Origin of the sequence: Roseibium sp., assembly GCF_965233565.1 — a bacterium.
Taxonomy (GTDB): Bacteria; Pseudomonadota; Alphaproteobacteria; order Rhizobiales; family Stappiaceae; genus Roseibium.
This window is the reverse complement of the sequence record NZ_OZ247494.1, coordinates 5,163,463-5,187,286: the sequence shown is the minus strand read 5'-3', so window position 1 is coordinate 5,187,286 and position 23,824 is coordinate 5,163,463. Positions and strand designations below refer to the sequence as shown.

General features: G+C 60.6%; 19 protein-coding genes. 8 read left to right on the top strand and 11 right to left on the bottom strand.

Annotated elements, in window-relative coordinates; all coding sequences use genetic code 11:
- Positions 1-23: 23 nt before the first annotated feature.
- From ACO6TG_RS23600 to ACO6TG_RS23590, 3 genes are all read right to left on the bottom strand, one after another.
- Entirely contained in the window at positions 24-581 is a 558-nt protein-coding gene (locus ACO6TG_RS23600; RefSeq protein WP_422375429.1) for a helix-turn-helix domain-containing protein, read from the bottom strand.
- A 268-nt stretch (positions 582-849) separates the two neighbouring features.
- Positions 850-2,112, bottom strand: a complete 1,263-nt coding sequence (gene fabF / locus ACO6TG_RS23595; protein WP_422375428.1) for a beta-ketoacyl-ACP synthase II — start codon at positions 2,110-2,112, stop codon at positions 850-852.
- 90 nt (positions 2,113-2,202) lie between these two features.
- Positions 2,203-2,622, bottom strand: coding sequence for a MarR family winged helix-turn-helix transcriptional regulator (locus tag ACO6TG_RS23590; RefSeq protein ID WP_422375427.1), 420 nt, complete (start codon positions 2,620-2,622; stop codon positions 2,203-2,205).
- A 149-nt stretch (positions 2,623-2,771) separates the two neighbouring features.
- On the opposite strand from ACO6TG_RS23590, the gene ACO6TG_RS23585 reads away from it, so the two are divergent.
- Positions 2,772-3,335, top strand: a complete 564-nt coding sequence (locus ACO6TG_RS23585) for an HdeD family acid-resistance protein (RefSeq protein WP_422375426.1) — start codon at positions 2,772-2,774, stop codon at positions 3,333-3,335.
- 256 nt (positions 3,336-3,591) lie between these two features.
- Positions 3,592-4,710 carry a TauD/TfdA family dioxygenase gene (locus ACO6TG_RS23580; protein ID WP_422375425.1) on the top strand — a complete coding sequence of 373 codons (1,119 nt, stop codon included), beginning with the start codon at positions 3,592-3,594 and terminating at the stop codon, positions 4,708-4,710.
- A gap of 52 nt (positions 4,711-4,762) precedes the next feature.
- Here ACO6TG_RS23580 and ACO6TG_RS23575 read toward each other — a convergent pair whose 3' ends face one another.
- The 8 genes from ACO6TG_RS23575 to katG all read right to left on the bottom strand — a co-directional run bounded on the left by ACO6TG_RS23575 (position 4,763) and on the right by katG (position 15,059).
- Complete coding sequence (locus tag ACO6TG_RS23575; protein ID WP_422375424.1) at positions 4,763-5,464, bottom strand: pseudouridine synthase; 702 nt, start codon at positions 5,462-5,464, stop codon at positions 4,763-4,765.
- Positions 5,465-5,620: 156 nt separating this feature from the next.
- Positions 5,621-6,664 (bottom strand): class I SAM-dependent methyltransferase, encoded by a 1,044-nt coding sequence (locus tag ACO6TG_RS23570; RefSeq protein ID WP_422375423.1) that lies wholly within the window; start codon positions 6,662-6,664, stop codon positions 5,621-5,623.
- Between the two features lie 56 nt (positions 6,665-6,720).
- The gene (locus tag ACO6TG_RS23565) at positions 6,721-7,293 is read right to left on the bottom strand and encodes a GDYXXLXY domain-containing protein (RefSeq protein WP_422375422.1); all 573 of its coding nucleotides are present in this window, start codon (positions 7,291-7,293) and stop codon (positions 6,721-6,723) included.
- A complete protein-coding gene (locus ACO6TG_RS23560; protein WP_422375421.1) occupies positions 7,290-8,651 on the bottom strand; it encodes a DUF2157 domain-containing protein in 1,362 nt (453 codons plus the stop codon). The genes ACO6TG_RS23565 and ACO6TG_RS23560 overlap by 4 nt, the downstream gene beginning before the upstream one ends.
- Positions 8,652-8,678: 27 nt before the next feature.
- Positions 8,679-8,909: a hypothetical protein gene (locus ACO6TG_RS23555; protein ID WP_422375420.1), complete on the bottom strand. Its 231-nt coding sequence runs from the start codon at positions 8,907-8,909 to the stop codon at positions 8,679-8,681.
- A gap of 146 nt (positions 8,910-9,055) precedes the next feature.
- On the bottom strand, positions 9,056-11,692 hold the full coding sequence (locus ACO6TG_RS23550; RefSeq protein WP_422375419.1) for a DUF3141 domain-containing protein: 2,637 nt from the start codon (positions 11,690-11,692) through the stop codon (positions 9,056-9,058).
- Between the two features lie 9 nt (positions 11,693-11,701).
- Positions 11,702-12,466: an enoyl-ACP reductase FabI gene (fabI, locus tag ACO6TG_RS23545; RefSeq protein ID WP_422375418.1), complete on the bottom strand. Its 765-nt coding sequence runs from the start codon at positions 12,464-12,466 to the stop codon at positions 11,702-11,704.
- Positions 12,467-12,884: 418 nt separating this feature from the next.
- Positions 12,885-15,059, bottom strand: coding sequence for a catalase/peroxidase HPI (gene katG / locus ACO6TG_RS23540; protein WP_422375417.1), 2,175 nt, complete (start codon positions 15,057-15,059; stop codon positions 12,885-12,887).
- A 277-nt stretch (positions 15,060-15,336) separates the two neighbouring features.
- On the opposite strand from katG, the gene ACO6TG_RS23535 reads away from it, so the two are divergent.
- The 6 genes from ACO6TG_RS23535 to ACO6TG_RS23510 all read left to right on the top strand — a co-directional run bounded on the left by ACO6TG_RS23535 (position 15,337) and on the right by ACO6TG_RS23510 (position 23,822).
- Positions 15,337-16,248: a LysR substrate-binding domain-containing protein gene (locus ACO6TG_RS23535; RefSeq protein WP_422375416.1), complete on the top strand. Its 912-nt coding sequence runs from the start codon at positions 15,337-15,339 to the stop codon at positions 16,246-16,248.
- Positions 16,249-16,483: 235 nt separating this feature from the next.
- Complete coding sequence (locus ACO6TG_RS23530; RefSeq protein ID WP_422375415.1) at positions 16,484-17,860, top strand: SWIM zinc finger family protein; 1,377 nt, start codon at positions 16,484-16,486, stop codon at positions 17,858-17,860.
- Entirely contained in the window at positions 17,853-19,274 is a 1,422-nt protein-coding gene (locus ACO6TG_RS23525; protein WP_422375414.1) for a DUF5691 domain-containing protein, read from the top strand. The genes ACO6TG_RS23530 and ACO6TG_RS23525 overlap by 8 nt, the downstream gene beginning before the upstream one ends.
- Positions 19,271-20,347, top strand: a complete 1,077-nt coding sequence (locus ACO6TG_RS23520) for an ATP-binding protein (RefSeq protein WP_422375413.1) — start codon at positions 19,271-19,273, stop codon at positions 20,345-20,347. Before ACO6TG_RS23525 ends, ACO6TG_RS23520 begins: the two co-directional genes overlap by 4 nt.
- A gap of 21 nt (positions 20,348-20,368) precedes the next feature.
- Positions 20,369-22,645, top strand: coding sequence for a DUF5682 family protein (locus ACO6TG_RS23515; RefSeq protein WP_422375412.1), 2,277 nt, complete (start codon positions 20,369-20,371; stop codon positions 22,643-22,645).
- On the top strand, positions 22,638-23,822 hold the full coding sequence (locus ACO6TG_RS23510; protein ID WP_422375411.1) for a VWA domain-containing protein: 1,185 nt from the start codon (positions 22,638-22,640) through the stop codon (positions 23,820-23,822). The genes ACO6TG_RS23515 and ACO6TG_RS23510 overlap by 8 nt, the downstream gene beginning before the upstream one ends.
- Positions 23,823-23,824: the final 2 nt, after the last annotated feature.

Sequence of the window (23,824 nt, the reverse complement as noted above, 5' to 3'; positions counted from 1 at the left end):
CTTAGTGTGTGCGTCAGGCAAAGTCATGGTGTGATCACTGTCAGGAGATAGCGGGCGTTTTGAGGTCCGGGCGCATGATAGGCGTTGGCGGCGTTCAGGCGGAAGCGCAGGCAGTCGCCGGGTGAAAGCGCGTATCGTTCCTCGCCAAGCGTCATCACCAGAGCACCGTCCAGAAGCACAAGGTGATGTTCCAGGTCCGGCAAAGGCGGTACGGCATAGGAAATCGTCTGGCCTGCCGGCAGCTCACCTTCGATAATGCTGCCGCGAAAGCCGCTCGCGGCCGGCGACACGCTCCGGCGGCAAAATCCGGTCTCCGGGTCCTGCCAGACCGGTTGGTCTTCACGGGCGATCCGGGCATCCAGTGTCGGCGCCCCAAAACCGAAAAGATCCGCCATGGATAGCCCGAAGGCCCGGGCGAGCTGCCCGAGCGCGACGGCTGTTGGGCTGGTATCACCACGTTCGATGCGCGAGAGGGTCGCCCGGCTCACGCCGGACCTGTCCGCCAATTGATCCAGCGGCCAGTCCCGCGCGCGGCGCAGCTCGGCAATTCGCCGGCCGATGTCTTGATCGAGGTCTTTCATGTCGATTCCCATATTTGAGATTTTTCTCATAAATGGGAATCGATGAATTGCCAAGTGAAAATCGTGGACTGGCACCGCCGGTGGAAACTTGGCGGAGTTTTTGATCGAACCCCGTCGTCCCATGGCTCGACCATGGGATCCATGCCGTTGTCTCACGCAGATGAAAACCTCTCGTGAGGCATGGTCGCGGCATGGATTGCAGGGTCAAGCCCTGCAATGACGAAGTTGAAGGTTCACGCTATTGCATCATGCTTACCGATAAGCCGGCTTACACCCGAGAAAACACCGCGCTTGCATTGACGCCGCCAAAGCCGAAACCGTTGGTAAGGATGTGGTTGACCTCGCGGGCAATCGCCTTGCCGGGGACAAGTTCGAACCGCTGCATGGCCTCATCAGCGTTGTCCAGATTTCGGGACGGCGGCAGCAGACCGCTCATCAGCGCCTTGACGCAGGTGATCGCTTCCACCGCGCCAGCGGCACCGAGCAAATGTCCGAACATGGATTTGGAAGACGAAACCGCCAGATCCTTGCCGCGTCTCTCGAAGAGCGTGTTCAACGCAGCGATTTCAGCCGCATCTCCAACCGGGGTCGAGGTCGAATGCGCGTTGACATAGCCGATGTCGGAAGGCGACAGGTTGGCGGTCGACAGCGCCTGGCGCATGGCGCGCAATCCGCCTTCGCCATCCGGCGAGGACGCCGTGACATGGAAAGCGTCTGCACTTGTGCCATATCCGGAAAGCTCTGCGTGAATGGTCGCACCCCGGGCCCTGGCGTGCTCATAGTCTTCCAGGATGAGAATGCCGGCACCCTCTCCCATGATGAAGCCATCGCGGTCCTGGTCAAACGGACGGGAGGCATGGGCCGGGTCGTCGTTTCGTTTGGACGACATGGCCTTGGCGGCGCAGAAACCGGCATAGGAGACCTTGTCGATACAGGCCTCTGCGCCTCCGGCCACCATCACGTCCGCTTCCCCGCCGCGGATCAGGCGTGCGGCGTCACCAAGGGCCTGAAGGCTGGCGGCACAGGCGGTCACAGGTGCCCCGATCGGGCCCTTCAGACCGTGGCGAATGGACACCTGACCGGCTGCCAGATTGGCCAGGAAAGACGGCACCAGGAACGGCGACGCCCGGCGTGGTCCCTTTTCATCCACAAGGCGCGTGCCTGCGGTCATCGCCGGAAAGCCGCCAACGCCGGTGCCGATGATGGTGCCGGTGCGTTCCTTATCGCGGTCGGTTTTCGGCTCCCAGCCGGCATGGGCGAGCGCTTCCTGAACCGCGCCCATGGCAAAGTGAATGAAGCGGTCAGACCGGCGCTGTTCGCGCGGTTCCATCACGGCATCGACATCAAAGCCGAATTCGTCTTCGGATTTGGCGGGAACTTCTCCGGCAACCTGGCAGGCGAGATCCCCGGCATCAAACTGGCTGATCTTGCGGATGCCGTTTGCTCCGGCCGAGATCCGTTGCCAGAACCCTTCCAGACCCGTCCCGACCGGAGACACCACACCCAAACCCGTTACGACAACACGGCGCATACCCTACCTCACTTGTTACTTTTACGATGTGCAATTACACATATCTGCCTAGAAATCGGCTGACGATCATCCGTCTCAGCCAGGTTTGCCTCAAAGCTCCGACAGGCGCTTCAAGGTATCGATGGTCTTGTAAAAATCTTCCGTCCCGAGCAGCTCCCTGACATCCCCCTGCGCCTTTCGCCAAAGCGGAAGGGCTTCTTCAAGCAGGCGGGCGCCGCGCTCGGTCAGGAGATAGGTTTTGCCCCTGCCCTCCCGCAAGGGGCCGGCTGTCACAAATCCCTTTCGCTCCAGAAGCGCGATGTTGCGCACCAGCGTCGTCCGCTCCATGGACAGCCGGGACGCCAGCTCTCCGGTCGTCTCCTGACGGGTCTGGCGGATTGCGACGAGCACCGAGAATTGACCGGCCGTCATACCCACCTGCCGGGCCAACCGGTCATAGTGCCGGCTGACGGCCCGCGCCGCCTTGCGGGCGTTGTCCAGAACGCAAAGCGAAAAATCGTCCTCTTCCATGCCCTTCTTGTGTGCATATACACACCCATTGTCAAGGCTTTGCCCGTGGGGCCTCCCGTTCTTTCGATTGTCATCAGCATATTGCGTTTATTTGCGAAGGGGTTACCGTGTCCAAATTGAACGCTCAACCGGTGCGTGAGGAGGTCAAGATGACAGATGCCGTTCAGGCCGTGGAAGACATGAAGAAGAAAATCCAGGAAAACTGGGGCTGGTTTCTGGCGCTCGGGGTAGCCCTCGTGATCGGCGGCATGATCCTGATCGCCGCACCGCTGGCGACGTCCATCGCCGTGACGATCCTGATTGCCGCCGTGCTGTTCATCGGCGGACTGGTGCAGATCTACAATTCCTTCAAGACCCAGGGTACCTCCAGCTTCCTCTGGAACCTGATCACCGGCATCATCGCCGTCATCGGCGGGATCGTGATCTATGTGAACCCGCTTGCCGGCACCTTCGCCCTGACTCTGGTGATTGCCGCGATTTTCATCGCCCAGGGCGTGACGCAAATCCTGCTCGCATTCAAGCTGAAGCCGCATGACGGCTGGGTCTGGGTCCTGATTGCCGGCATCGTCTCCTTGGCGGCCGGCGGCATGATCTGGATGGAACTGCCGAGTTCCGCCGCCTGGGCGCTCGGCCTGATCGCCGGCATCTCGGTCTTGGTCAATGGCTGGAGCTATATCACCATCGCGCTTGCGGCCAGGGCATCAAGGTCCTGAAACAGCCCGCTCAAAAACACATGTACACCCGGCAAAATCTGTTTTGCCGGGTGTTTCTTTTGATGTAACGTCAGCGCAACGTTGATCTGCGGGCCATGTCCCGCGAACAGGCATGATCCTTATGTTTGCAATTCTCGGGCGCAACCCCGGCAATCCGCATGCAAAAGCCTACTGGTGGTGGCCGCCCCCCGCAAGCTGTTGATGTTTGCGTGCCCGGCACGCCACCAGATTCTGACATCGACGGACGATCAAAAAAATGACAAGCCTTACCCTTCGCGGCGATGACCGCGTGCTTCATGTTGCCTGGCCGGACGGAACCCAGGCAGACTTTCCCTTTCTCTGGCTGCGAGACAATTGCCCAAGCGGCTTTCATCCGCAGACCCAGGAACGCCAATTCGACCTGACCAGCATCCCGATGGACATCACCATTGACAGTGCCGATCAGGACGAGGGCGACATCGTGCTGACCTGGGCCGATGACGGCCATGTCAGCCGCTACCGGGCAGACTGGCTGCTGGCGCATCGTCCGGGTGTCGGCCTCGCCGACCCGGCCAAGGTCGCCCCGGTGCTCTGGCGAGGCGATCTCGACCCGGCGTCGCTGCCACGCGCAGCGGCCAGGGACCTGATGACGAGGGACGACGCCCTGCTCGACTTTCTCATCGAAGCCAAGAAGACCGGCCTTGCGCTGGTTGACGGCATGGTGGACGACACCGAAGCCGGCATGGCCATGGCCCGGCGCATCGGCTTCCTGCGCGAGACCAATTTCGGCACCACCTTCGAAGTCATGTCGAAGCCGAACCCGAACAACCTTGCCTATACGTCCCACGCCTTGCCGCTGCACACCGACCTTGCCAATCAGGAACTGCCGCCGGGCTTTCAGTTCCTGCATTGCCTGGCCAATGAGGCGGAAGGCGGCGGCTCGACCTTCTGTGACGGCTTTGCCATTGCCTCTGATCTGAAGACGGAGGATCCGGAGGCTTTCAAACTGCTGGCGGAAACGCCTGTGCCGTTCCGCTTCCAGGACGAAGACTACGACATCCGCCGGCACCACAGGGTGATCGACCTGGACCCGTTCGGAGATCTGCAGGAGCTGCACTTCAACGCCCATCTCGCCGGCATCTTCGATCTGCCGGCCGACCGGATGGAGACCTTTTATGGCGCCTATCGCAAGCTGATGCACATGACACGCTCACCGGACTACGTCATCACCACGCGCCTCAAGGGCGGTGAAATGGTGATCTTCGACAATCGGCGTGTCCTGCACGGCCGGGCGGCCTTTGATCCCAACACGGGCTTCCGGCACCTGCGCGGCTGTTATGTCGACCGGGGCGAGTTCGATAGCCGGATCCGGGTGTTGAGCCGGGCGAACGCCTGATCAACCCGACAAACAGATCGCCCGGCCAAATGGCCGGGCGATGTTCTGATCGTCAGGCGCCGAAAATCAACGCCTTGTCCTCTTCGGACAGGATCTTCCAGCCACCCTCGTCAAGACCATCAACACCGAGCCTGCCGACACGGGTTCTGGAGAGGTCGGTGACATGATTTCCCGTGGCAGCGAACATGCGACGCACCTGGTGATACCGCCCCTCGTGCAGGGTCAAACGGGCCTTATTCTCTCCCAACACTTCGAGTTCCGCCGGTTTCAAAGGCTTCACCTCGCTTTCCAGCATCATCTCGCCGGAGGCAAAGAGCGCTGCCTCGTCCCCGGTCATCGGCCGGTCCAGCGTGACGTCATAGACCTTGGGTACTTCCGACTTGGGCGAAATCACCTTGTGCAGAAAAGTGCCGTCATCGGTGAACAGCAACGCCCCGGAGGTTTCCTTGTCGAGCCGGCCAATGGTCGACAATGCCGGCTTGCGCATGCGGTAACGATCCGGCAGCAAGTCATAGACAAGACGTCCCTGATCCTTGGTCGAGCAGGTGTAGCCGAGTGGCTTGTTCAGCAGGATCACCACGCCCTGTGCCGGATCAAGCGGCTCGTCGTCGAAGAGAATATCCTCATGCGCCGTCTTGGCGTCCGCTTTCAGCCGGTTGCCCTCCCGGTCGGATACCCAGCCGTTGCGGATCGCCTGCTGCATTTCCTTGCGGCTGCCATAGCCGAGATTGGCGAGGAGTTTCACAAGGCGCATGACGTGCCTCCTTTTAAAAGACAGGAGCCGTACGAAAGGCCTGCGCGCAGATTTCGGCTTAGCCGCTTGTTCCCCCGCCAGGGGGGAGAAAGGAACAAGCAGATGGACTTCGGGAAGTCCTGAACCCTGTGTTTCAGGTCGGTCGCTTCCGTCATCTTACCGCCCTCCCTTGGCCTTGACGGCCCGGATGACCTTATAGCCGCCTTCATCGGCCAATTGGCTGACATTGGCGAAAACGGCGCTGAGCGTCTGCTCATAGGGTAGATGCCGGTTGGCAACGAGAAAGAACTCTCCGCCGGGGCGCAGACCTGCAGCGGCTGCCCGGATAAACCCCTGGCCAACATCAGCCCGATCGGCCTTGCCAGCCTGGTGAAAGGGGGGATTGGAGACAATAAAGTCGTAGGGACCTTCAATCCCTTTGGTCACGTCGGACCAGATGCCGTTCATCGCCCGCTTGCCCTTGAAGGCTGCAAGATTTTGCTCCGCAAGATCGAGGGCCCGCTTCTCGGCCTCGTAAAGATCCATCCCCGTGACTTTCGGCGCCTTTTCGAAGACGGTCCTGGTCAGGAAGCCGAAACCCGCGCCGAGATCGGCGCCCATTCCTTTCAACGTTTCCGGAAGATGATCTGCCAGCAACCGGGAAGCCGGATCAATGCGGTCCCAGGCAAAAATGCCCGGACGGCTGGTCCAATTGCCATCCATCACCGGACGCGGTGCGTCGAGCGTCAGCCAGCCAGCCATCAGGTCCTGGTCAAGCCGACCGGGTTCCACCGACTGCCAGACGACACGGCATTTGTTCTTGGTCAGCTTTTCCGCGCCGCCCAGAAGGTCCCCGAGATCCTTCTCAAGGGTCTTGGCCCCTTCCGTGTTCGGCGCGCAGGCAATCACAAGACCGCCTTGTCTGGTCTTGGAGACAGCTCGCGCGAGCTGGGCCCGCGCTTCCTGACGCTGACGGCCCGGCAGGACAAAAACAGCATCGAAGCCATCGGATTGCGTTTCCGCCTCCACGGAAAGCCCGGCTTTCTGCAAGGCATCCCGGTCCGGAGCAAAACTCTGCTCGCACAGCACATCGAAGTCGGAAAGGCTTGAAAGGGACCGTCCGGCCCGCGCGCGCAGGAACAGGCAGCGCGCGCCGGTGGGCAGATCGACTTCGCCGCTTTCAAGCGGCAGCAGAAGAGTGTCGAGCGCAGGATCGGTCATGAGGAACTTTCAGCTGAAAAGGGGTGCTGCGCTCATACTCCCCTCTTGGCGAAACGTCAAAAGATCGCATCGGAGCGGAACTGTTTTCCATCAACCAGAAGATTGACCGGCAGCGACCGGCCGTCTTTGGTGACGGCCACTTCCAACAGGATACGGTCCGTGTCCATGCGCTCAATCTCAAGCCCCTCGCCTTCAGGCAGGAAAAACGCATCGATGCCGTAGTCGATCCGGATCGCTTCGGCTGTAGCGGACTGCACTGTTCCGGCGATTGCCAGAGACCCGAGTTTCGATCGATCCCTTGAGAGCGCGACCGGGGTGGCAGCGCCATCTCCCTGCCGGTCAAGCTCCACAAAAACACTGTCGCCGGCGCGCAGGTCCTCGCTTCCGGGGAGGTCTGCCGACACACGCGCGATCGCCAGATTGATGATGACGTAGTCGCCCCGCAAAAGGTCGCGCGGGTCGATCGGAACAACAGCAAGCGGCACCAGGGTCCCGCTCGTCTGCACCTGCATGCGGTCTGCAAGCGGGATCGCGATCAAACCAAGCTGGATCAGCGCCAGCAGCCCCCAGCGAAGCCAGGGAGACAGAAACGGTTTCTTGTCGCTCAAGGGTTGGGTGGCCGCAGTCATGAGCGCACCTCCCCGGCATCAGCAACGGGTGCGGTGGGCGCCTGCCTGCGCCTGAACAGACGCGCAAGCCATAGCGCCATGGCAAGCAGAACCAGACCTGCCACCAGGAAGAACAGCGACTGGCCAAGTAGGGATCCGACAGTCACCTGCAAGAGCCAAAGCGCCTCGGCCGTCAGGGCCAGATAGGCGCAAAGCATCCAGAAACGGTTGTTGTACCAGGTGCCAAGGGCGCACAGTCCGGTCAGGGCTGTCAGGGAAACCGCGGCCAACAGCAGAACATTGGTCGTGACCACAGGCATCAGCACCGATACCAGAGCCAGCCCGGTTGCCGCAAACAACACACGCGCCTTTGCGGTCTGAAAGGACAGCAACAGACCGATCACCGTCAGCAGAAAAGCAGCCGCGAGCGGAAGCAGGCCTGGCAGCGCAAGTAAACCCTCACCGGACAGGTCATCGGCTATTTCTGGGACCAGCACCAGAGACAGAACCACCAGCACCGACAGGACCAGCATGCCGACATCCTGCAGCGACCTTGCCATCAGCCAATGGCCGTGCCCGCGTGCGGGCAGATCGCTGGACCATTTCACGTAGAGATCGGCGACAGCGTCGAGCTGCAGCATGACGACACTGAGCCCGCCGGCGCCAGCCAGCAGCATCGCGACCACAAGGTCGTCTCCTCCTGACAGGATATCTGCCGTCTCGCCGAACCATCGGCCATAGGTCACCCAGAGCAAGGCGATCGCCGCCCAGCGCGTCAGACGCGAGGGATAAAGGACCGGATGCAGAAACACGGCAAGGGTCAGCGCAAGACCAATCAGTGAGGCTGCAAGGTCGGGCGCCCCGATGTCGGCACGCATGACCTGCCACGTGATCGCGGCACCGGCTGCCACCGTCAGTGAGGTTCTGGATCCGGTCAGCCAGGCCCCGGCCAGGCCGCCAAGGCAAACCAGGAAGGCGCCCCCCGCCCAGTCCGACGGCAAGTGGAAGATCTGACCGACAAGCGCCATGCCGCCGATAAAGACCAGCGTCGCAAAACCGGTCGCCAGATCGGCAATACCAGAGCGGCCTCTGGTGGCTGCGACCGCGGCAAGCCCGTGGCTTGTCACAATAAGCAGTGCGATCCCGATCAGCTTAAGAAGCTTGGGGATCGCATCCCAGTTGGCCGCGATAAAGGCCAGAACCGCCAGGGCAACGCAGATCACACCAATTCCGGCCAGGGCCATCGGCAGTCTCGAACGGCCGTCATCCTGATCCTGATCCTTCAGGATAGCTGCTGCACCTGAGGAACTGACCCAACCCTTGGCAACCCAGTTTTCCAGATCGTCCTTCAGACGCTTCTTATAGGCCCAGTCGAACATGTGTTTGTTCGAACTCCTTTGAAATCCTCAGGTTGGCTGCCAGTCAATCGCTGCCTTGCTGCACTTCTGGCTCAGGCCAACATAGGGGCTCTTGCCGCCCAGCGGAAGGATGAGAAAAAAGCTCAGCTCACCGCATGCGGCAAAAAACGCAATAAAATCAGCATCGCAATTTTTCCGGATAATTTTCTGCCGTTCCAGCGTGTCGCAAGGCTTGTGACGGGAGGCGTTCTTGCTATGCTGTCTTGGCAGTTCTACCAAGACGCATCCCGATATTCCTTGGAGCTCAAACCGAACATACCATTCGCCAGCTAAGCGGAACATCGTTTCAGATCAGAGCCGAACTCCAATAAAAATTCCAGGGGGGCTCTGTGGGGCGTCCGAGAGGCCCGGACGCCCCTTTTCATTTATTCAGCCGGTTCTTCCGATTTTTTGGATGTGCTGCGCGGCTTGCGGGACGTTGTGCCTTTGCCGGCAGTTGTCTTGCCGGCGGGCGTCTTGCGGGTCGCCGGTTTGCGTGCAGCAGGCTTGCGTAAGGACGCCTTCTTCGGAGCCTCGGCAGCGGCTACAGCTTTGACCGGTGTCTTGGCGACCGTTATTCGACCGTCTTCCTCAATCAGTTTCGTCGGCTCGTTCTCAACATCATCGACGGCCAAGGGGTCTTCCGTGATGTCTCCGGAAACCGGCGGCAGATCGAGCACCTTGTGAAACTGCTGCAGGGTTTCCAGCGTATGCGTCGTCATTTCATCGATCGCCCCCGGAATATAGCGGACGACTTTTGAAGCCGTTTCCCGCTCCTGTTTCGTTTTCAAGAGCTTGGGCAAGGCCTCGATCGCCTTTTCAGGCGCGAATTCGCAGATCAGGGTCTGTTCCTGCAACATGAAACTGCGTTCGTCCGGTGTCAGCGACCTGAACGGTTCGTCCTGTGTCAGCACCCGGGCGGAGCGCTCGAGCCGGTCGCGGCGGACATTGCCACGGCTTTCGGCCAGCAGGATCAGCATGCGGACCACCGCCTCGCGGAATCCGCCTTCCTCGACATGCATCAGCGCCGATTGAACGGGCGGCAGGCTGCGCAATTCGTCCTTGCGTTTGAGCGTGCGGCCCGGCTGGTGCGTGCGGCCAAACCAGCGCATGAAAGGCGAGCCCCAAAGCGTGAAGAACATGTTCTCGTAAGCCGTATCGCGCAGATCACGGAAGAGATCCATCGACTGCTCGATCAGAGCAGCGTTGACCCGCTCCAGCTTGACAAAGGGATTGTCCTTGGTCACTGGAGTGCGCTCGGATTTGATCCGTTCCGCCTGATCCGGCAACCACTGAAGGAAGGGATTGAGGCTCGACATCATCGCCCGCTGCATCCGAAGCGGATGGGTTTGACGGCGCAGCTCCGCGCTCTGTTCGGTCACACCGGCCTGGACAAAGGGTCGAATGCAGACATCGTAGAATTCCGCCTGCTGCTCGGAGGCTCTTGCAACCGCGGCAAACGGGATTTCATCCTCCCGTCCGTCGTTTATGGCCTCAAGGTCTTCCATGGTGCGTTCGTGGAAGCTGACCGTGAATTCGCGCTCCAGTATCTCGCCTTCATAGTCGTCGATGGTCATCTCATAAAGACCGGGAGGTAAGGCCTCGATAGTCTTCAGCGTCGACGTGACCTCGGTGTGTTCCTTCTTCGCGATTTTGGAGGAGACAAAGATGCCGAGATGTCCGACCTGGTCATGGATCATATAGATAATTCGCTGCCCCCGAATGGCGATTTCACGCTCATCGGTGTAGGTGTCCAGGATCCAATCGAGCGCCTGTTGCGGCGGTGTGATGTTGTCGCCCCAGCTGGCAAAAACAATGATCGGTGCCCGGATCTGCTTGATGTCGACATTGCGGCCCGGTTCCAGTTGCGCTTCGTTCTTGGAAAGTCGATTGCCGACGAAAAGCTGCTCGACGATCCACTTCATCTCCGCCTCGTTGAGGAGGAAATAGCCGCCCCACCAGCGTTCGAAGTCCAGGAAACGTTCCGGTTCGGTGTCGACCTTGGCATAGAGGTCGTAGTACTTGCCAAAATAGTTGCGGGCCGGGTTGAGCAATTCAAAATTCTGGACGATGTCTGCCCCGTCGAAGACGCCATGTCCGAGATCGGAATAGTACATGGCGTTCCAGGTGCCGCCCAGGATGCCGGCGTTGTAGCGCATCGGGTTTTCGCCGACCCGGCCAGACCAGGTGGCCACGGGGGCACCGTTCAGGATGATAGGACCGGAAAGATCCGGATTGGTGGCCGCCAGCAGAAGCGTTGCCCAGCCGCCCTGGCAATTGCCGGTGACAACCGGATTGGGGGCTTCGGGGTGGAGTTCCATGACCTTTCGTACAAAGGCCGCCTCGGAATGGGTAACATCGGCCAGTGTCTGGCCTTTCTCCGGCATGCGCTTGAAGGCGACGAAATAGACCGGATGGCCGTCCCGCAGGGCAACGCCCACCTGGCTGTCCGGCTTGAACCCGCCAATGCCGGCGCCATGACCTGCACGCGGGTCGATGATGATATAGGGCCGTTTCCAGGGTTTGGGTTCACGGTGCACGGCATCCTTCGGCGGGATGATCTTCAGCAGCCTATAACAGGAGGGGCGCGGCAGGTCGGCGCCTTCCAGCACGACCTCGTAGTCGTAGACGAGAACCGGCGGACAGCCCTCTTCCTCGTGCTCCAGGAAGATGTCACCGCGCTGACGGAGCGTGTCCATGGTCAGCACCATGCGCTGCGCGGCATCTTTCCAGTAACTCTCCAGATCACCCGAAAACGACCCGTCTTTCTGCGCGGTTCCCAGGTCTTCCATCGCCTTGCCAAGCGCCGACATGTTCTGCTGCCAGCGGGTCTTGTACACCTCGGTGATATTGGTCAGGTGTTTTGTCAGCCCTCTGCCCATCAGTTCGGTGAGGTTGCTGAGTTCCGTTGCCTGGGCCTGAAACCTTGTAAACTGCTGCGAAGGTCCCCAGGCGGTCGCATCCTGGAGCGAGTTCAGAAACTCGTTGTGACCCTTTTCAAATGCGTCAAAAATGTCCTTCATCAGGACCTCCTATCCAAGAATGCTGTAGCCGCCGTCGATGGCATGCACGGAACCGGTGACGTTGAAGGCCTCACGGCTTGCAAGGAACGCGGCATAGGCGCCGACATCGTCGATCGTCGCCAGATGATGGGTCGGTGCACGGGACGCAGCGTCATTCAGAAGGGCGTCAAACTCGGCGATGCCGGAGGCGGCCCGGGTCTTCAGCGGTCCCGGCGACAATGCGTGGACCGAGATGCCCTTCGGCCCCATTTCAGCAGCAGCATAGCGCGTCGCCGCTTCAAGCGCAGCCTTGACCGGCCCCATGACGCCGTAATTTTCGACCACCTTCTGCGCGCCCATGAAAGAGACCGTCATGCAGGTGCCGCCCTCTGGCATCAGCGGCTCGGACCGGCGGATCAGGCGGAGAAAGGAATGAACCGAGATATCCATGGCCAGGCCAAAGCCGTCCGCGGAGCAGTCGACCACACGCCCATGAAGGTCTTCCTTTTTGGAAAAGGCTATGGAGTGCAACAACGTATCGAGCCGGCCCCACTTGCCTGCAATCTCTGCGAACAAGGCATCCATCTGGCTCTCGTCGCGCACATCCAGTGGCGCGATGATCTCCGCATCCAGCTGTTCGGCCAGGGGACGGACAAAGGATTCGGCCCGCTCGTTCAGATAAGTGATTGCGAGATCGGCCCCTTGCGCACGAAACGCCCTGGCGCAGCCATAGGCGATGGACTGATCATTCGCGACGCCGACAACAAGGGCCTTATGCCCCGTCAAATCAAACATATGAACACAGCTCCTGAAATTCAGGACCGGCCGTTGCCGCAGCATTTCCGTCCGGCCACCACGTAGCGCGGCCTCAAGTACAACTTGAACCTGCTTCGCAGTGCAACATGAACCTTGTGACGGAACAATGACTTTTCAAGGCAAATAGGGGTTCTTGCGGATGCTTTTACATTATGACGCAGCGCAGAATTTATTGATGAGAATTGCCTTGAGTTAGACCAACCAGGAGACAGCCATTCGTCATCCCATACTTGACGATGGGATCCATGACATAGCCCAGACCTTAGACTGAGGCATCCGTGAAAGGTTACGGCATGGATTGCTGGATCAAGCCCTGCAACGACGAACACGGAAACAAAAAAAACGGCGCCCAGATTATTCGGGGCGCCGTCCAATCGCTCAGGATGTCGAAACTGGCTTAGGCAGCCAGATCAAACCGGTCCGCGTTCATGATCTTGGTCCAGGCGGCAACGAAATCCTTGACGAATTTCGCGGCATTGTCGTCCTGGGCATAGACTTCGGCATAGGCCCGCAGGATCGAGTTGGAACCGAACACGAGGTCAGCGCTGGTGGCCGTCCACTTGAGGGTGCCGAGCTTGCGGTCACGGATTTCGTAGGTTCCGTCGGACGCCGGCAGCCAGCTGTTGGCCATATCGGTCAGATTGACGAAGAAATCCGTGGTCAGAGCGCCTTCCCGGTCGGTGAAGACACCGTGCTTGCTGCCGCCGTGATTGGCGCCGAGCACACGCAGCCCGCCGACCAGTACCGTCATTTCCTGGCCGGTCAGGCCCAGGAGCTGTGCACGGTCGAGCATCATCTCTTCCGGGCTGACGGCGTAGTTTTCCTTTTCCCAGTTCCGGAAACCGTCAGCGAGCGGCTCCAGAACCTCGAAGGATTCTGCGTCGGTCTGTTCGTCACTTGCATCACCACGACCGGCTGTGAAGGGAACGGTGGCGTCAAAACCGGCTGCCTTGATGCCCCGCTCCACTCCCACATTGCCAGCCAGAACGATGACATCGGCAAGGGACGCACCGGTTTCAGCAGCAATCGGCTCAAGTGCGGCCAGCACCTTGGCAAGACGCTCCGGCTCGTTGCCGGCCCAGTCCTTCTGCGGTGCCAGACGGATGCGGGAACCGTTGGCGCCGCCGCGCTTGTCAGAACCGCGGAACGTGCGGGCACTGTCCCAGGCCGTTGCAATCATTTCGGCTGCGCTGAGACCGCTTGCGGCGATCTTTGCCTTGACGGCATCGACGTCATAGGTGGTCGAGCCGGCCGGGATCGGATCCTGCCAGATCAGGTCTTCAGCCGGAACGTCCGGCCCAAGATAGTTGGCGCGCGGGCCCATGTCGCGGTGGGTCAGCTTGAACCAGGCGCGGGCAAAGCAATCGCGGAAATAGGCCTCGTCCGCCATGAATTTCCGGCAGATCTCGTTGTAGACCGGGTCCACTTTCATGGCCATGTCCGCATCCGTCATCATCGGATCGTGACGGATCGACGGGTCGCTGGCATCGACCGGCTTCTGGTCTTCCGGCATGTCGACCGGTTTCCATTGCCACGCGCCTGCCGGAGACTTGGTCAGTTCCCACTCGTAGTTGAAGAGGTAGTCGAAATAGCCCATGTCGAACTTGGTCGGCTCTTTGGTCCAGGCGCCCTCGATGCCCGAAGTGAAGGCCTTGGAGGCCTTGCCGTCCTGGTCCGGGTTGGCCCAGCCGAGACCCTGCGCTTCGACGCCGGTTGCCTCGGGTTCAACACCGATATTGTCGCCCGCACCGCCACCATGCGCCTTGCCGACCGTGTGACCGCCGCAGGTCAGGGCCGCGGTTTCCTCGTCGTTCATGGCCATGCGCTTGAAGGTTTCACGTACATGGGCGCCGGTCTTGGCCGGGTCGGGCTTGCCGTCGACACCTTCCGGATTCACATAGATCAGACCCATATGCACCGCTGCCAACGGGTTTTCCAGGGACGCGGCGTCGTCGGTGCTCTCGTAGCGGTTTTCAGCGGGTGCCAGCCACTCTTTTTCAGACCCCCAGTAAACATCGGTCTCCGGACCCCAGATGTCTTCACGACCAAAGCCGAAGCCGAAGGTTTTGAAGCCCATGGATTCGTAAGCCATGTTGCCCGCGAGAATGATCAGGTCGGCCCAGGACAGCGCGTTGCCGTATTTCTTCTTCACCGGCCACAACAGACGGCGAGCCTTGTCGAGGCTGGCATTGTCCGGCCAGGAGTTCAGCGGAGCAAACCGGATATTCCCGGACCCGGCGCCACCACGGCCATCCTGCATGCGGTAGGAGCCCGCGGAGTGCCAGGCAAGACGGATCATCAGGCCGCCATAGTGGCCCCAGTCAGCCGGCCACCAGTCCTGGCTGTCGGTCATCAGGGCGCGCACGTCGGCCTTGACGGCTTCATGGTCCAGGCCCTTGACCGCTTCGCGGAAATCGAAGTCCGGGTCCATCGGATTGGTGCGGGCACCATGCTGGTGCAGAATGTCGAGGTTCAGGGCATTCGGCCACCATTTGGTTACAGGCTTGTCCATTGCGGTATTGCCGCCATGCATCACGGGGCAACCGCCAGATTTATCGACCTTAGCGTCCATTTTCCTCTCCAATTCGATTGTTGGTGCTTGGCACCGGCTTAGACAACTCCGATCCGGTGTCAGCAATTTGACAGACGGACGGGGCATTCGACGGGAAACGCCGCGGGACCAGGCAGGGGATACGGGCCACGACGGTTCAATTCTCAAGAAAAGAGCAGGTTTCAGGCAGCCGCTGAACCACCAGAGGCTGCCGTTCCACTCTTTACAAGTTCTAAAGTAGCAAAGCTTTTCAATCAGAAGAAGTTGAATTTTCTGATTGATTTGATAAGAAAAAATGATGATCAATATCACGCTCAAGCAACTCCGCTATTTTGAAGCGCTCGCCCATCACGGTCATTTCGGACGCGCCGCAGAAGCCTGCGCGATCTCGCAACCGGCGCTGTCCATGCAGATCAAGGAAATGGAAGAAGTCCTTGGCGCTGCCCTCTTCGACCGAGGCGCCCGTCAGGTGCAGCTGACCCAATTTGGTGAAGTGGCGGTCGAGCGCGCAAGGGACATTCTGCGGTCCGCGGATGAGCTTGGCGATCTGGCCCGTGCCTCCAGGGACCGACTGGTCGGTCGACTCCGGATCGGGGTTATACCGACTGTGGCACCCTATCTGTTGCCGAAGGTCATCGGCAACCTGACTGCGCGCTATCCGGAGCTCGATATCCATGTGCGCGAGACCGTGACGCCGAAGCTGATTGAAGAACTCGGGGCAGGCCGGCTCGACACCGCTATCGTTGCCCTCCCCGTTTCAGAACACACCTTGCAGGAAACACCGCTCTTCGACGAGCGCTTTGTTCTGTTGCGGTCCGCGCGCGAGGCCAATGCGCCACTGCCGAATGCGGACAGTCTCAGGGAGATGCGCCTGCTGCTTCTGGAAGAGGGGCATTGTTTTCGCGATCAGGCGCTGTCGTTCTGCAACATGCCCTCCGGACCGCCGCGCGAGATGCTGGATGCCAGCTCTTTGTCGACGCTGGTGCAAATGGTCAGTGCCGGCATGGGCGTCACCCTGATCCCGGAGATGGCCGTGCCTGTCGAAACACGATCGGCGTCTGTGTCCATCTCCCGTTTCGAGGCGCCTGAACCAAAACGCACCGTCGGCATGGTTTGGCGCAAATCCAGTCCGCTTGCCGGTCAGCTGTCCGAGATCGCCGAGCTCGTCCGGCAGGCCGGCCTCTCAATGGCTGACAGCCAGGCAGTTTAAACGCGAGAAAGGCCCAAGGAAACGCAACGCACTTTCGGTCGATGTCAACTGCTGTCCGCAGACAATGCTCAACCACAGATTTTCCGGAAGGCGCGATTTACAAGCGCAGCGATTTTTGCCTAAATCGCGAATGTTCATCAGTGTTATTGTTACCTAATACCCGCCTCCGGGCGCTTCCCCGGATCTCGTAGCATCATCCATTTGCCTGGCAACGCCTCAAAGGTTTTTCCATCCGATGCCACTGACACACGATGTCATTACCGCGCTCGCGCCGGACCAGTCGTCGCTGAAAGCAGCGAACGGCTTGACCAAGGCGTCCAAGTGGCCATTGCGCGAGATTTCTGCCGCCGACCAGCTGATCTGGGGCGAGTGCCAGGGGTCTGGAGCCAATCCATACCGGACGGTCGTCGACACCGGAGACCACGGCTACAAGTGCACCTGCCCGTCCCGCAAATTCCCCTGCAAGCATGCCCTTGCACTGATGTGGATGTATGTCGACGATCCTCAGGCCTTTCAGCAAGGAAATGTTCCGGAATGGGTCAACGACTGGTTGGGGCGCCGACGGACAACAAGCGCAGCGACCAAACCGGAACTCTCAAAAACAGGCAAGTCGCTCACGGCCGCCAGGATCCCGGTTGCTGAAAAAACCGAGGATCCACAAGCCGAGTCTCGACGAAAGGCGGCTGCCGAAAAGCGGGCCAAAGACACGAGAGCGGCGTTGATCGCAGCCGCCGACGACCTGGAACTATGGATCGCCGATCAGCTTCGCACCGGTCTTGCCGGATTTCTTGACGACTGCAGCAACCGCTGCAGGGCGATTGCCGCGCGTCTGGTCGATGGCAAGGCTCAGGCGCTCGCAGGCCGTCTCGATGAATTGCCGGCGCGGATCATCAAGCTGCCCACCGAAGAACGGCTGGAAACGGTGCTTCAGGAACTGGGCAAAATCGTTCTTCTGCTAAGGGCATGGCGCAGTGCACCGGAAGACACGGAACTGCGACGGGCCATTTCAACATCCGAGACACGGGACAGCCTGATCGATAACCAGGATGCCCTCAAGGTCACATCCCGGTGGGAAGTGGTCGGTGAAGATATTTCGACCCGGCGCGACGGGCTGGTGAGCCAGGCCACCTGGTTGATCAATCTTGGCAACGGACCCGCTTTCGCCGTCCTGCTGGATTTTTTTCCGGCAAGCCTGGGCAAACGCGCAAGCGCTTTTGCCGCCGGCGAACAGTTCGAAGCCGAGTTGATCTTCTATCCCGCCCGGGCGCCCTTGCGCGCGGTTCTGGCAACACGACAACCTGGTGCGGAAAACGAGTTGCCATGGCCGACCGCTCCCGAGGGCGACCCGTTGCAGCCTTTTCTGATCCAGCAGGACATCGCGCCCTGGACGTCGGAAACGCCGCTGCTGTTGCCGGATGGCCGCCTTTTCAGGTCCGGCAGGTCCGTCTGGTGGCAGTCCAGCGACGCGGTGCATACGCTTCCGGTCCAGAGTGCTCCGGCACAACAGTTTGCCGGCATGGAGCTGAACCAGACCGCTGCTCTGTGGGATGGGCGGCGCCTGAGACTGTTCAGTGCCCGGACCAATTGGGGAAGGATCCAGCTGGATGACTGATCTCCTGCAATCCCTTTCCAAAATCAAGGGCCGCTGGATGGTCGGCGGGTCCGGCATTGACGTGGTCCCGGCAGAGATACGCGCGTCTCTTGCCGCAGTGGAACAGCCAGAGCTGGCCCTGCTGGCAATTGCCTCCCAGGCGGACCAGGTCGCGTTTCGCGCCGCGCCAGCCGGTGCCCTGGCTCCATTCCCGAGTTTGCCAAAGCTCGACCTCCCGCCGCTGCCCGATGCCTGCCGGGTCCTGTTCAGACGCTTTTTCACGCTGCACAAACTGTCGGACGCGCAGAAGTCCCAGCTTCTGCACTTCATGGCCCTGCGCGGGTTCACAACCCATCCGGCGGACTTCATGCCGGACCGCTTCGATGACCTGCCCGCGTGTTATGCCCCCTGGGACAATTGGCACGAGCGAGACCGGGAACTGGCTGCAGACACCTTGAGCGAACAGACCTGGGATGATTTTCTGCCGGCAGAGCGCGGCCATGCGCTTGCAGCGCTTCGCCTCAAAGCTCCGAAAGATGCGTTGCAACTTGTCGAGGCCAAGGCTGACAGCCTGCCTGCGGATCAACGTCTCAAATGTGTTGCTGCGCTCGCGGCCGGACTTTCCAAATCCGATAGTACCTATCTGGAAAAGCTCTATCACAAGGACCGGTCGTCCAAGGTTCAGGCCCTTGCCGGCGCCTTGCTGGCCCGGCTTGGCGGCATACTGGACGAAACTGAAAATGCGGCCGAGCTGGCAGATTTCCACGAACTGGCCAAAAAGGGCCTGATCAACCGCAAGACCATCGTCAAGGTCCGGAAACTCAAGACCGGCGCACAACAGGCCCGGCGAACCGAACTGTTTGAAACGGTGAGTGTTCCCGGTTTCGCGGCAGCTCTTGGCCTGACTGCGGAGACCCTGGTCTCAAGCTGGAACTTCGGGAACGACCGTGCGGATTACGAGTTCAGCTGCCAGGTCGCCCGGACCGGTTCTGAGGCCGCAATCAACGTTCTCACCGACCGCATCGTTTCGGAAGTGTCAGCAAGGGCCGGTTTGTTGCAGCCACTGCTTGACCGGCTGCCCGTGGCTGATCGATGGCGGCATCTGCCCGAGATCCTGCGGCAGGCCACGGATAGCCTGGATGGGGTGCTGTTCTGCGCGGAAGGCAATTTCGGCTGTCTGGATGGCGAGACACTTGTCGCGGCCCCCGCCGTCAAGACGCTGCTCAAGTCTGTGAAATCCGAAGCGAATGACGATGGCAAGAGCGTTGACCCCACCGGCCGACAACACATGCTGTTCCAGCTTGGCCTGATCGCCGACCAGCACGCCGCGCAAATTCTCATTCAATTGTTCCTAGAGGCGGGCAAGAGCCGGACGGACGCGTCCTTGCTCATGTTGCAATTCAACGCCGCCCTGACACCGGGAGACCCCTTATGAGCGACGTCCAGCGGCAGCCTGCCGAAGTCACTTACGCCGACGAGATTGCGGCCCTGAAAGCCGTCGATACGAAACCCAAACCCGAAGGCTGGGTTCTGTCTCCGCAAGCGGTCATCACCTATCTCATGGGCGGCAGGGCCGGCGACACCGAAATCAGCGCCAAATATGTCGGCAACCGTCGGCTGATCGAAACTGCGGTGGCGACCCTTGCAACCGATCGGGCTTTGCTGCTTCTGGGGGTGCCCGGCACGGCGAAATCCTGGGTTTCGGAGCACCTGGCGGCAGCTGTTTCCGGCAACTCGACCCTGGTTATCCAGTGCACGGCGGGAACCGACGAAAACCAGGTTCGCTACGGCTGGAACTATGCCCAGCTCCTGGCAAAGGGACCCAGCCGGGACGCCCTTGTGCCGACACCGCTTTACCGCGCCATGGAAACGGGCAAGCTCTGCCGCCTGGAAGAATTGACGCGCATGGGGTCTGATGTTCAGGACACCCTGATCACGGTTCTTTCAGAAAAGATGCTGCCGATCCCGGAGCTCAATGAGGCTGTCTATGCCACGCGCGGCTTCAACGTGATTGCAACGGCCAATGACCGCGACAAAGGCGTCAATGACCTGTCCGCCGCCCTCAAGCGCCGCTTCAACGTTGTCGTGCTGCCGCTTCCGGACGACATGGACGAAGAGATTGCCATCGTCAGCAAGCGTGTCGGCGAAATGGCCCGATCCTTGGACCTGCCTGCACCGAAGAACGTAACGGAGGAAGTCAAACGGCTTCTATCCATCTTCCGGGAATTGCGCGCAGGCGAAACCCTTGATGGCAAAACCACCTTGAAGAAACCCTCCGGCACGCTGTCGACCGCAGAGGCGATTGCCGTCACGGTCGGCGGTCTCAGCCATGCGGCCTTTTTCGGTGGCGGAGACCTGACGGCGGGCAGCCTTGCGCCGAATGTTCTTGGCGCCGTTCTCAAGGATCCTGTGCAGGACAAGGTGGTGCTGGAGGAATATCTCGAGACCGTTTTGAAAAAGCGTAGGGATTATGCCGACTATTATCAGGCCCTTACCGAGCTGGTCTGACGGGAACAGGACGGCAACCTCGTGACAGCCCACGTCTCCTATTTCGGTATCCGGCACCATGGACCCGGCTCTGCAAGGCGGTTGCTTGACGCGCTGGACGATTTGCGGCCGGCCGAAGTGTTGGTTGAGGGGCCAGCCGACCTCAGTGCCCTGCTGCCGACCCTGGCCAGCCTCTCCATGAAACCTCCCGTGGCGTTGCTGGCTTATCCGGTCAACGAACCGGAGCGAGCCGCCTTCTGGCCGTTCGCAGAATTCTCCCCTGAATACCAGGCCGTATGCTGGGCGGTGCGCAACCATGTGCCGGTGCGCTTTATCGATCTTCCCGTTTACTGGAATTTCCAGCCCGACGAGGCCGAAGACAGCGAGCAGGTCAGCAGGACCGAAGAAACAGGCGATGTTTTGAAACTGGCCGACCGGGACGACGCGTTTTCTGACAGGGATCTGCAGTTGCGCCGGGACCCGATCGGCGCGCTGGCAGAGGTTGCCGGATACGAGGACGGCGAAAGCTGGTGGCAGGACGTCATCGAAGAAAACCCGGCCCCAGGCCCGGTATTCGAGGCGGTTGCCGACGCCATGTCCACTCTTCGCGAGCATGCCGGTGAGCTGCCGGAGCGCGAAGCGGCGCGCGAAGCCCATATGCGCCTTGAGATTGGCAAGTCACTCAAACAGGCAGACGGTCCGGTCGCCGTGGTCTGCGGCGCCTGGCATGTTCCCGCGCTTCAGGCCAAACACACGGCCAAATCCGACCGCGCCTTGCTCAAGGGGGCGTCGAAGGTCAAGATCGCCGCCACCTGGGCTCCCTGGACGGCGCCGCGCCTTGCCACTTCGAGCGGTTACGGCGCCGGCGTTGCAGCGCCTGGATGGTGCCTGCATCTGTGGCAGACACCCGGTGACGACAAAACGACCCGCTGGATCGCACGCATCGCCACAGCGCTTCGGGCCGAAGGCCAGATCGTCTCGACCGCGTCGCTGATCGAAACCGAACGTTTGGCGGTGTCGCTTGCAGCCGTGCGCGGGCGGCCGCAGCCGGGTTATGAAGAGCTGCGCGAAGCGGCCATTTCCTGCCTGTGTTTCGGCAATCCGCTGATTTTCGACACGATATCGGTGGCCTTGCTGATCGGTTCCGATACCGGCGCGATACCGGACGATGTACCAATGGCGCCGCTGCTTGAGGACCTGCAAAGGCAACAGAAGAAGGCGCGCCTGAAACCCGAAGCCCTGGAACGGGAACTGTCTCTGGACCTGCGCTCCGACAGTGGCCTGTTTCGCTCAACACTGCTGCACCGGCTGAGCATTCTCGAAGTGGACTGGGGACGTCCAATAGATCCGGGCAAAAGCCGTGGCACCTTCCGGGAACGCTGGGCGCTGCGCTGGGAACCGGAATTCGCCGTTCAGCTGGTGGAAAACCTTGTCTACGGTGCATCGATCGAACAGGCTGCTTCCGGCAGGACAAAATCCAGATTGCGGGAAAGCCATGCACTCGGCGCCCTGGCTGACCTTGTGTACGGCGCGATGACGGCACAATTGAGCGATGCGGCAGAAGAAGGCGTCCGCCTGCTTGGTTCCCGCGCTGGCCAGACTTCCGACTGCAGCGAGATGCTCTCGGCCTTGCCCGCCCTGGCAGACATCTTGCGCTACGGGGCGGCCCGCGAGATCGATACCGTCCGCCTCCATACACTGTTCGATCGGATCGCCACCCAGGCTGCGCTGTCCCTGCCCTATGCGGTGCGCAATCTCGATGCCGAAGCCTCGCAGGCCCTGCGTAGCCAGATCCAGGCCGCCGACGGGGCCATCCGGCTGCTGGATGACCAGCCGGACCTGCAAGGCATTTGGCAAAAGGCACTGGAGGCGATCATCGAAGAGCCACAGGCCAACCGGCTGATCTCCGGTCTTGCCGCGCGGCTGCTTTATGAGGCTGATCTTCTGTCTTCGGACGCTGCGGTCGAACTGCTGGCGCGCATGTTATCCCCCGGCACCGCTGTCCAGGACGCGGCCGCCTATTTTGCCGGGTTTCTGGAAGGCGCCGGCCAGCGTCTCTTGTATGACGACGGACTGCGCGGCTGCGTCGATACCTGGTTGCTCACGCTGGAGGAAGACGACTTCACGGAGTTCCTGCCGCTGTTCAGACGCGTTTTTGCAAGCATGGACAAGACCGAGCGGCGACGACTGATGGATGCCCTGTTCGGCAATTCGGTTTCCGGCGGATCAAAGATGATTGCGGCGCCGGATGCTGCGACCCGCTGGCCGGCCCATCTGGACATCCTGGCCCGACTGCTCAGGGGAGAGGCACATGGATGAGCGTGGACGTCGGTGGCGCCTTGCGCTGGGGGGCGATGATGATGGGCTGGCCGGGCGCGATCAGCGCCTCTCCGCTGCCCTGAGCGCGCTTTACAACCCGGAAGACGGCGGATCAGGCAGCAAGGGCGGCAAAGGCAAACGTGGCGGCCTTGGCGGTTCCGCGCCGAAAGTGGCCCGCTGGCTCGGCGAAATACGAGAGTTTTTCCCCTCTTCCGTTGTTCAGGTGGTTCAGAAAGACGCCTTCGATCGGCTCGGCCTGAAACAGATGCTGCTGGAACCGGAATTCCTGGCGGTGATGGAAGCGGACGTCAATCTGGTGGCCGATCTCGTTGCCATGCGCGGTGTCATGCCGGACAAGACCAAGGACGCCGCACGTGAGGTGATCGCCAAAGTGGTCGCGGAGCTGATGGAACGGCTGGAGAGGCGCACCGCCGAAGCGTTACGCGGAGCCGTAGACAAATCCAAACGCACGTTCCGGCCGCGTTTTGCCGATATCGACTGGTCCCGCACCATTCGGGCGAACCTGCACCACTACCAGGAAGAGCACAATACGGTGGTGCCTGAAAAACTGATTGGCTTCATGCGGCGGCAACGCAGGATCGTCGATCTCGACGAGGTTGTCCTGTGCGTCGACCAGTCCGGTTCAATGGCCTCTTCCGTGGTCTATGCCTCGATCTTTGCGGCCGTCATGGCCTCCTTGCCGGTGGTTAAAACAAAACTGGTGTGCTTCGACACGGCGGTTCTCGATCTGACCGACGATCTTGCAGATCCGGTGGAAGTCCTGTTCGGGGTACAGCTCGGAGGCGGCACCGACATCAATCAGGCCGTGGCCTATTGCGAGGACAAGATTGAAAAACCGTCCAAATCGCATCTCGTCCTGATCACCGACCTCTATGAAGGCGGCAACGCCAAGGAGATGGTCGCCAGAATCGCCAGACTGACCGGACAGGGCGTGAATGTCATTGTCCTGCTCGCGCTGACGGATACAGGCAATCCGTTTTACGATGCCCAGATGGCGGCGACCATCGCTGCGCTTGGTGTCCCGGTCTTTGCCGCCACACCGGACCAGTTCCCCGATCTCATGGCCTGTGCCCTGCGGCGTGAGGACATCCAGCAATGGGCGGCTTCTCAGGATATCAAGACCATTCGGGCAGACGCCGCCGATCACGAGAGCTGAGC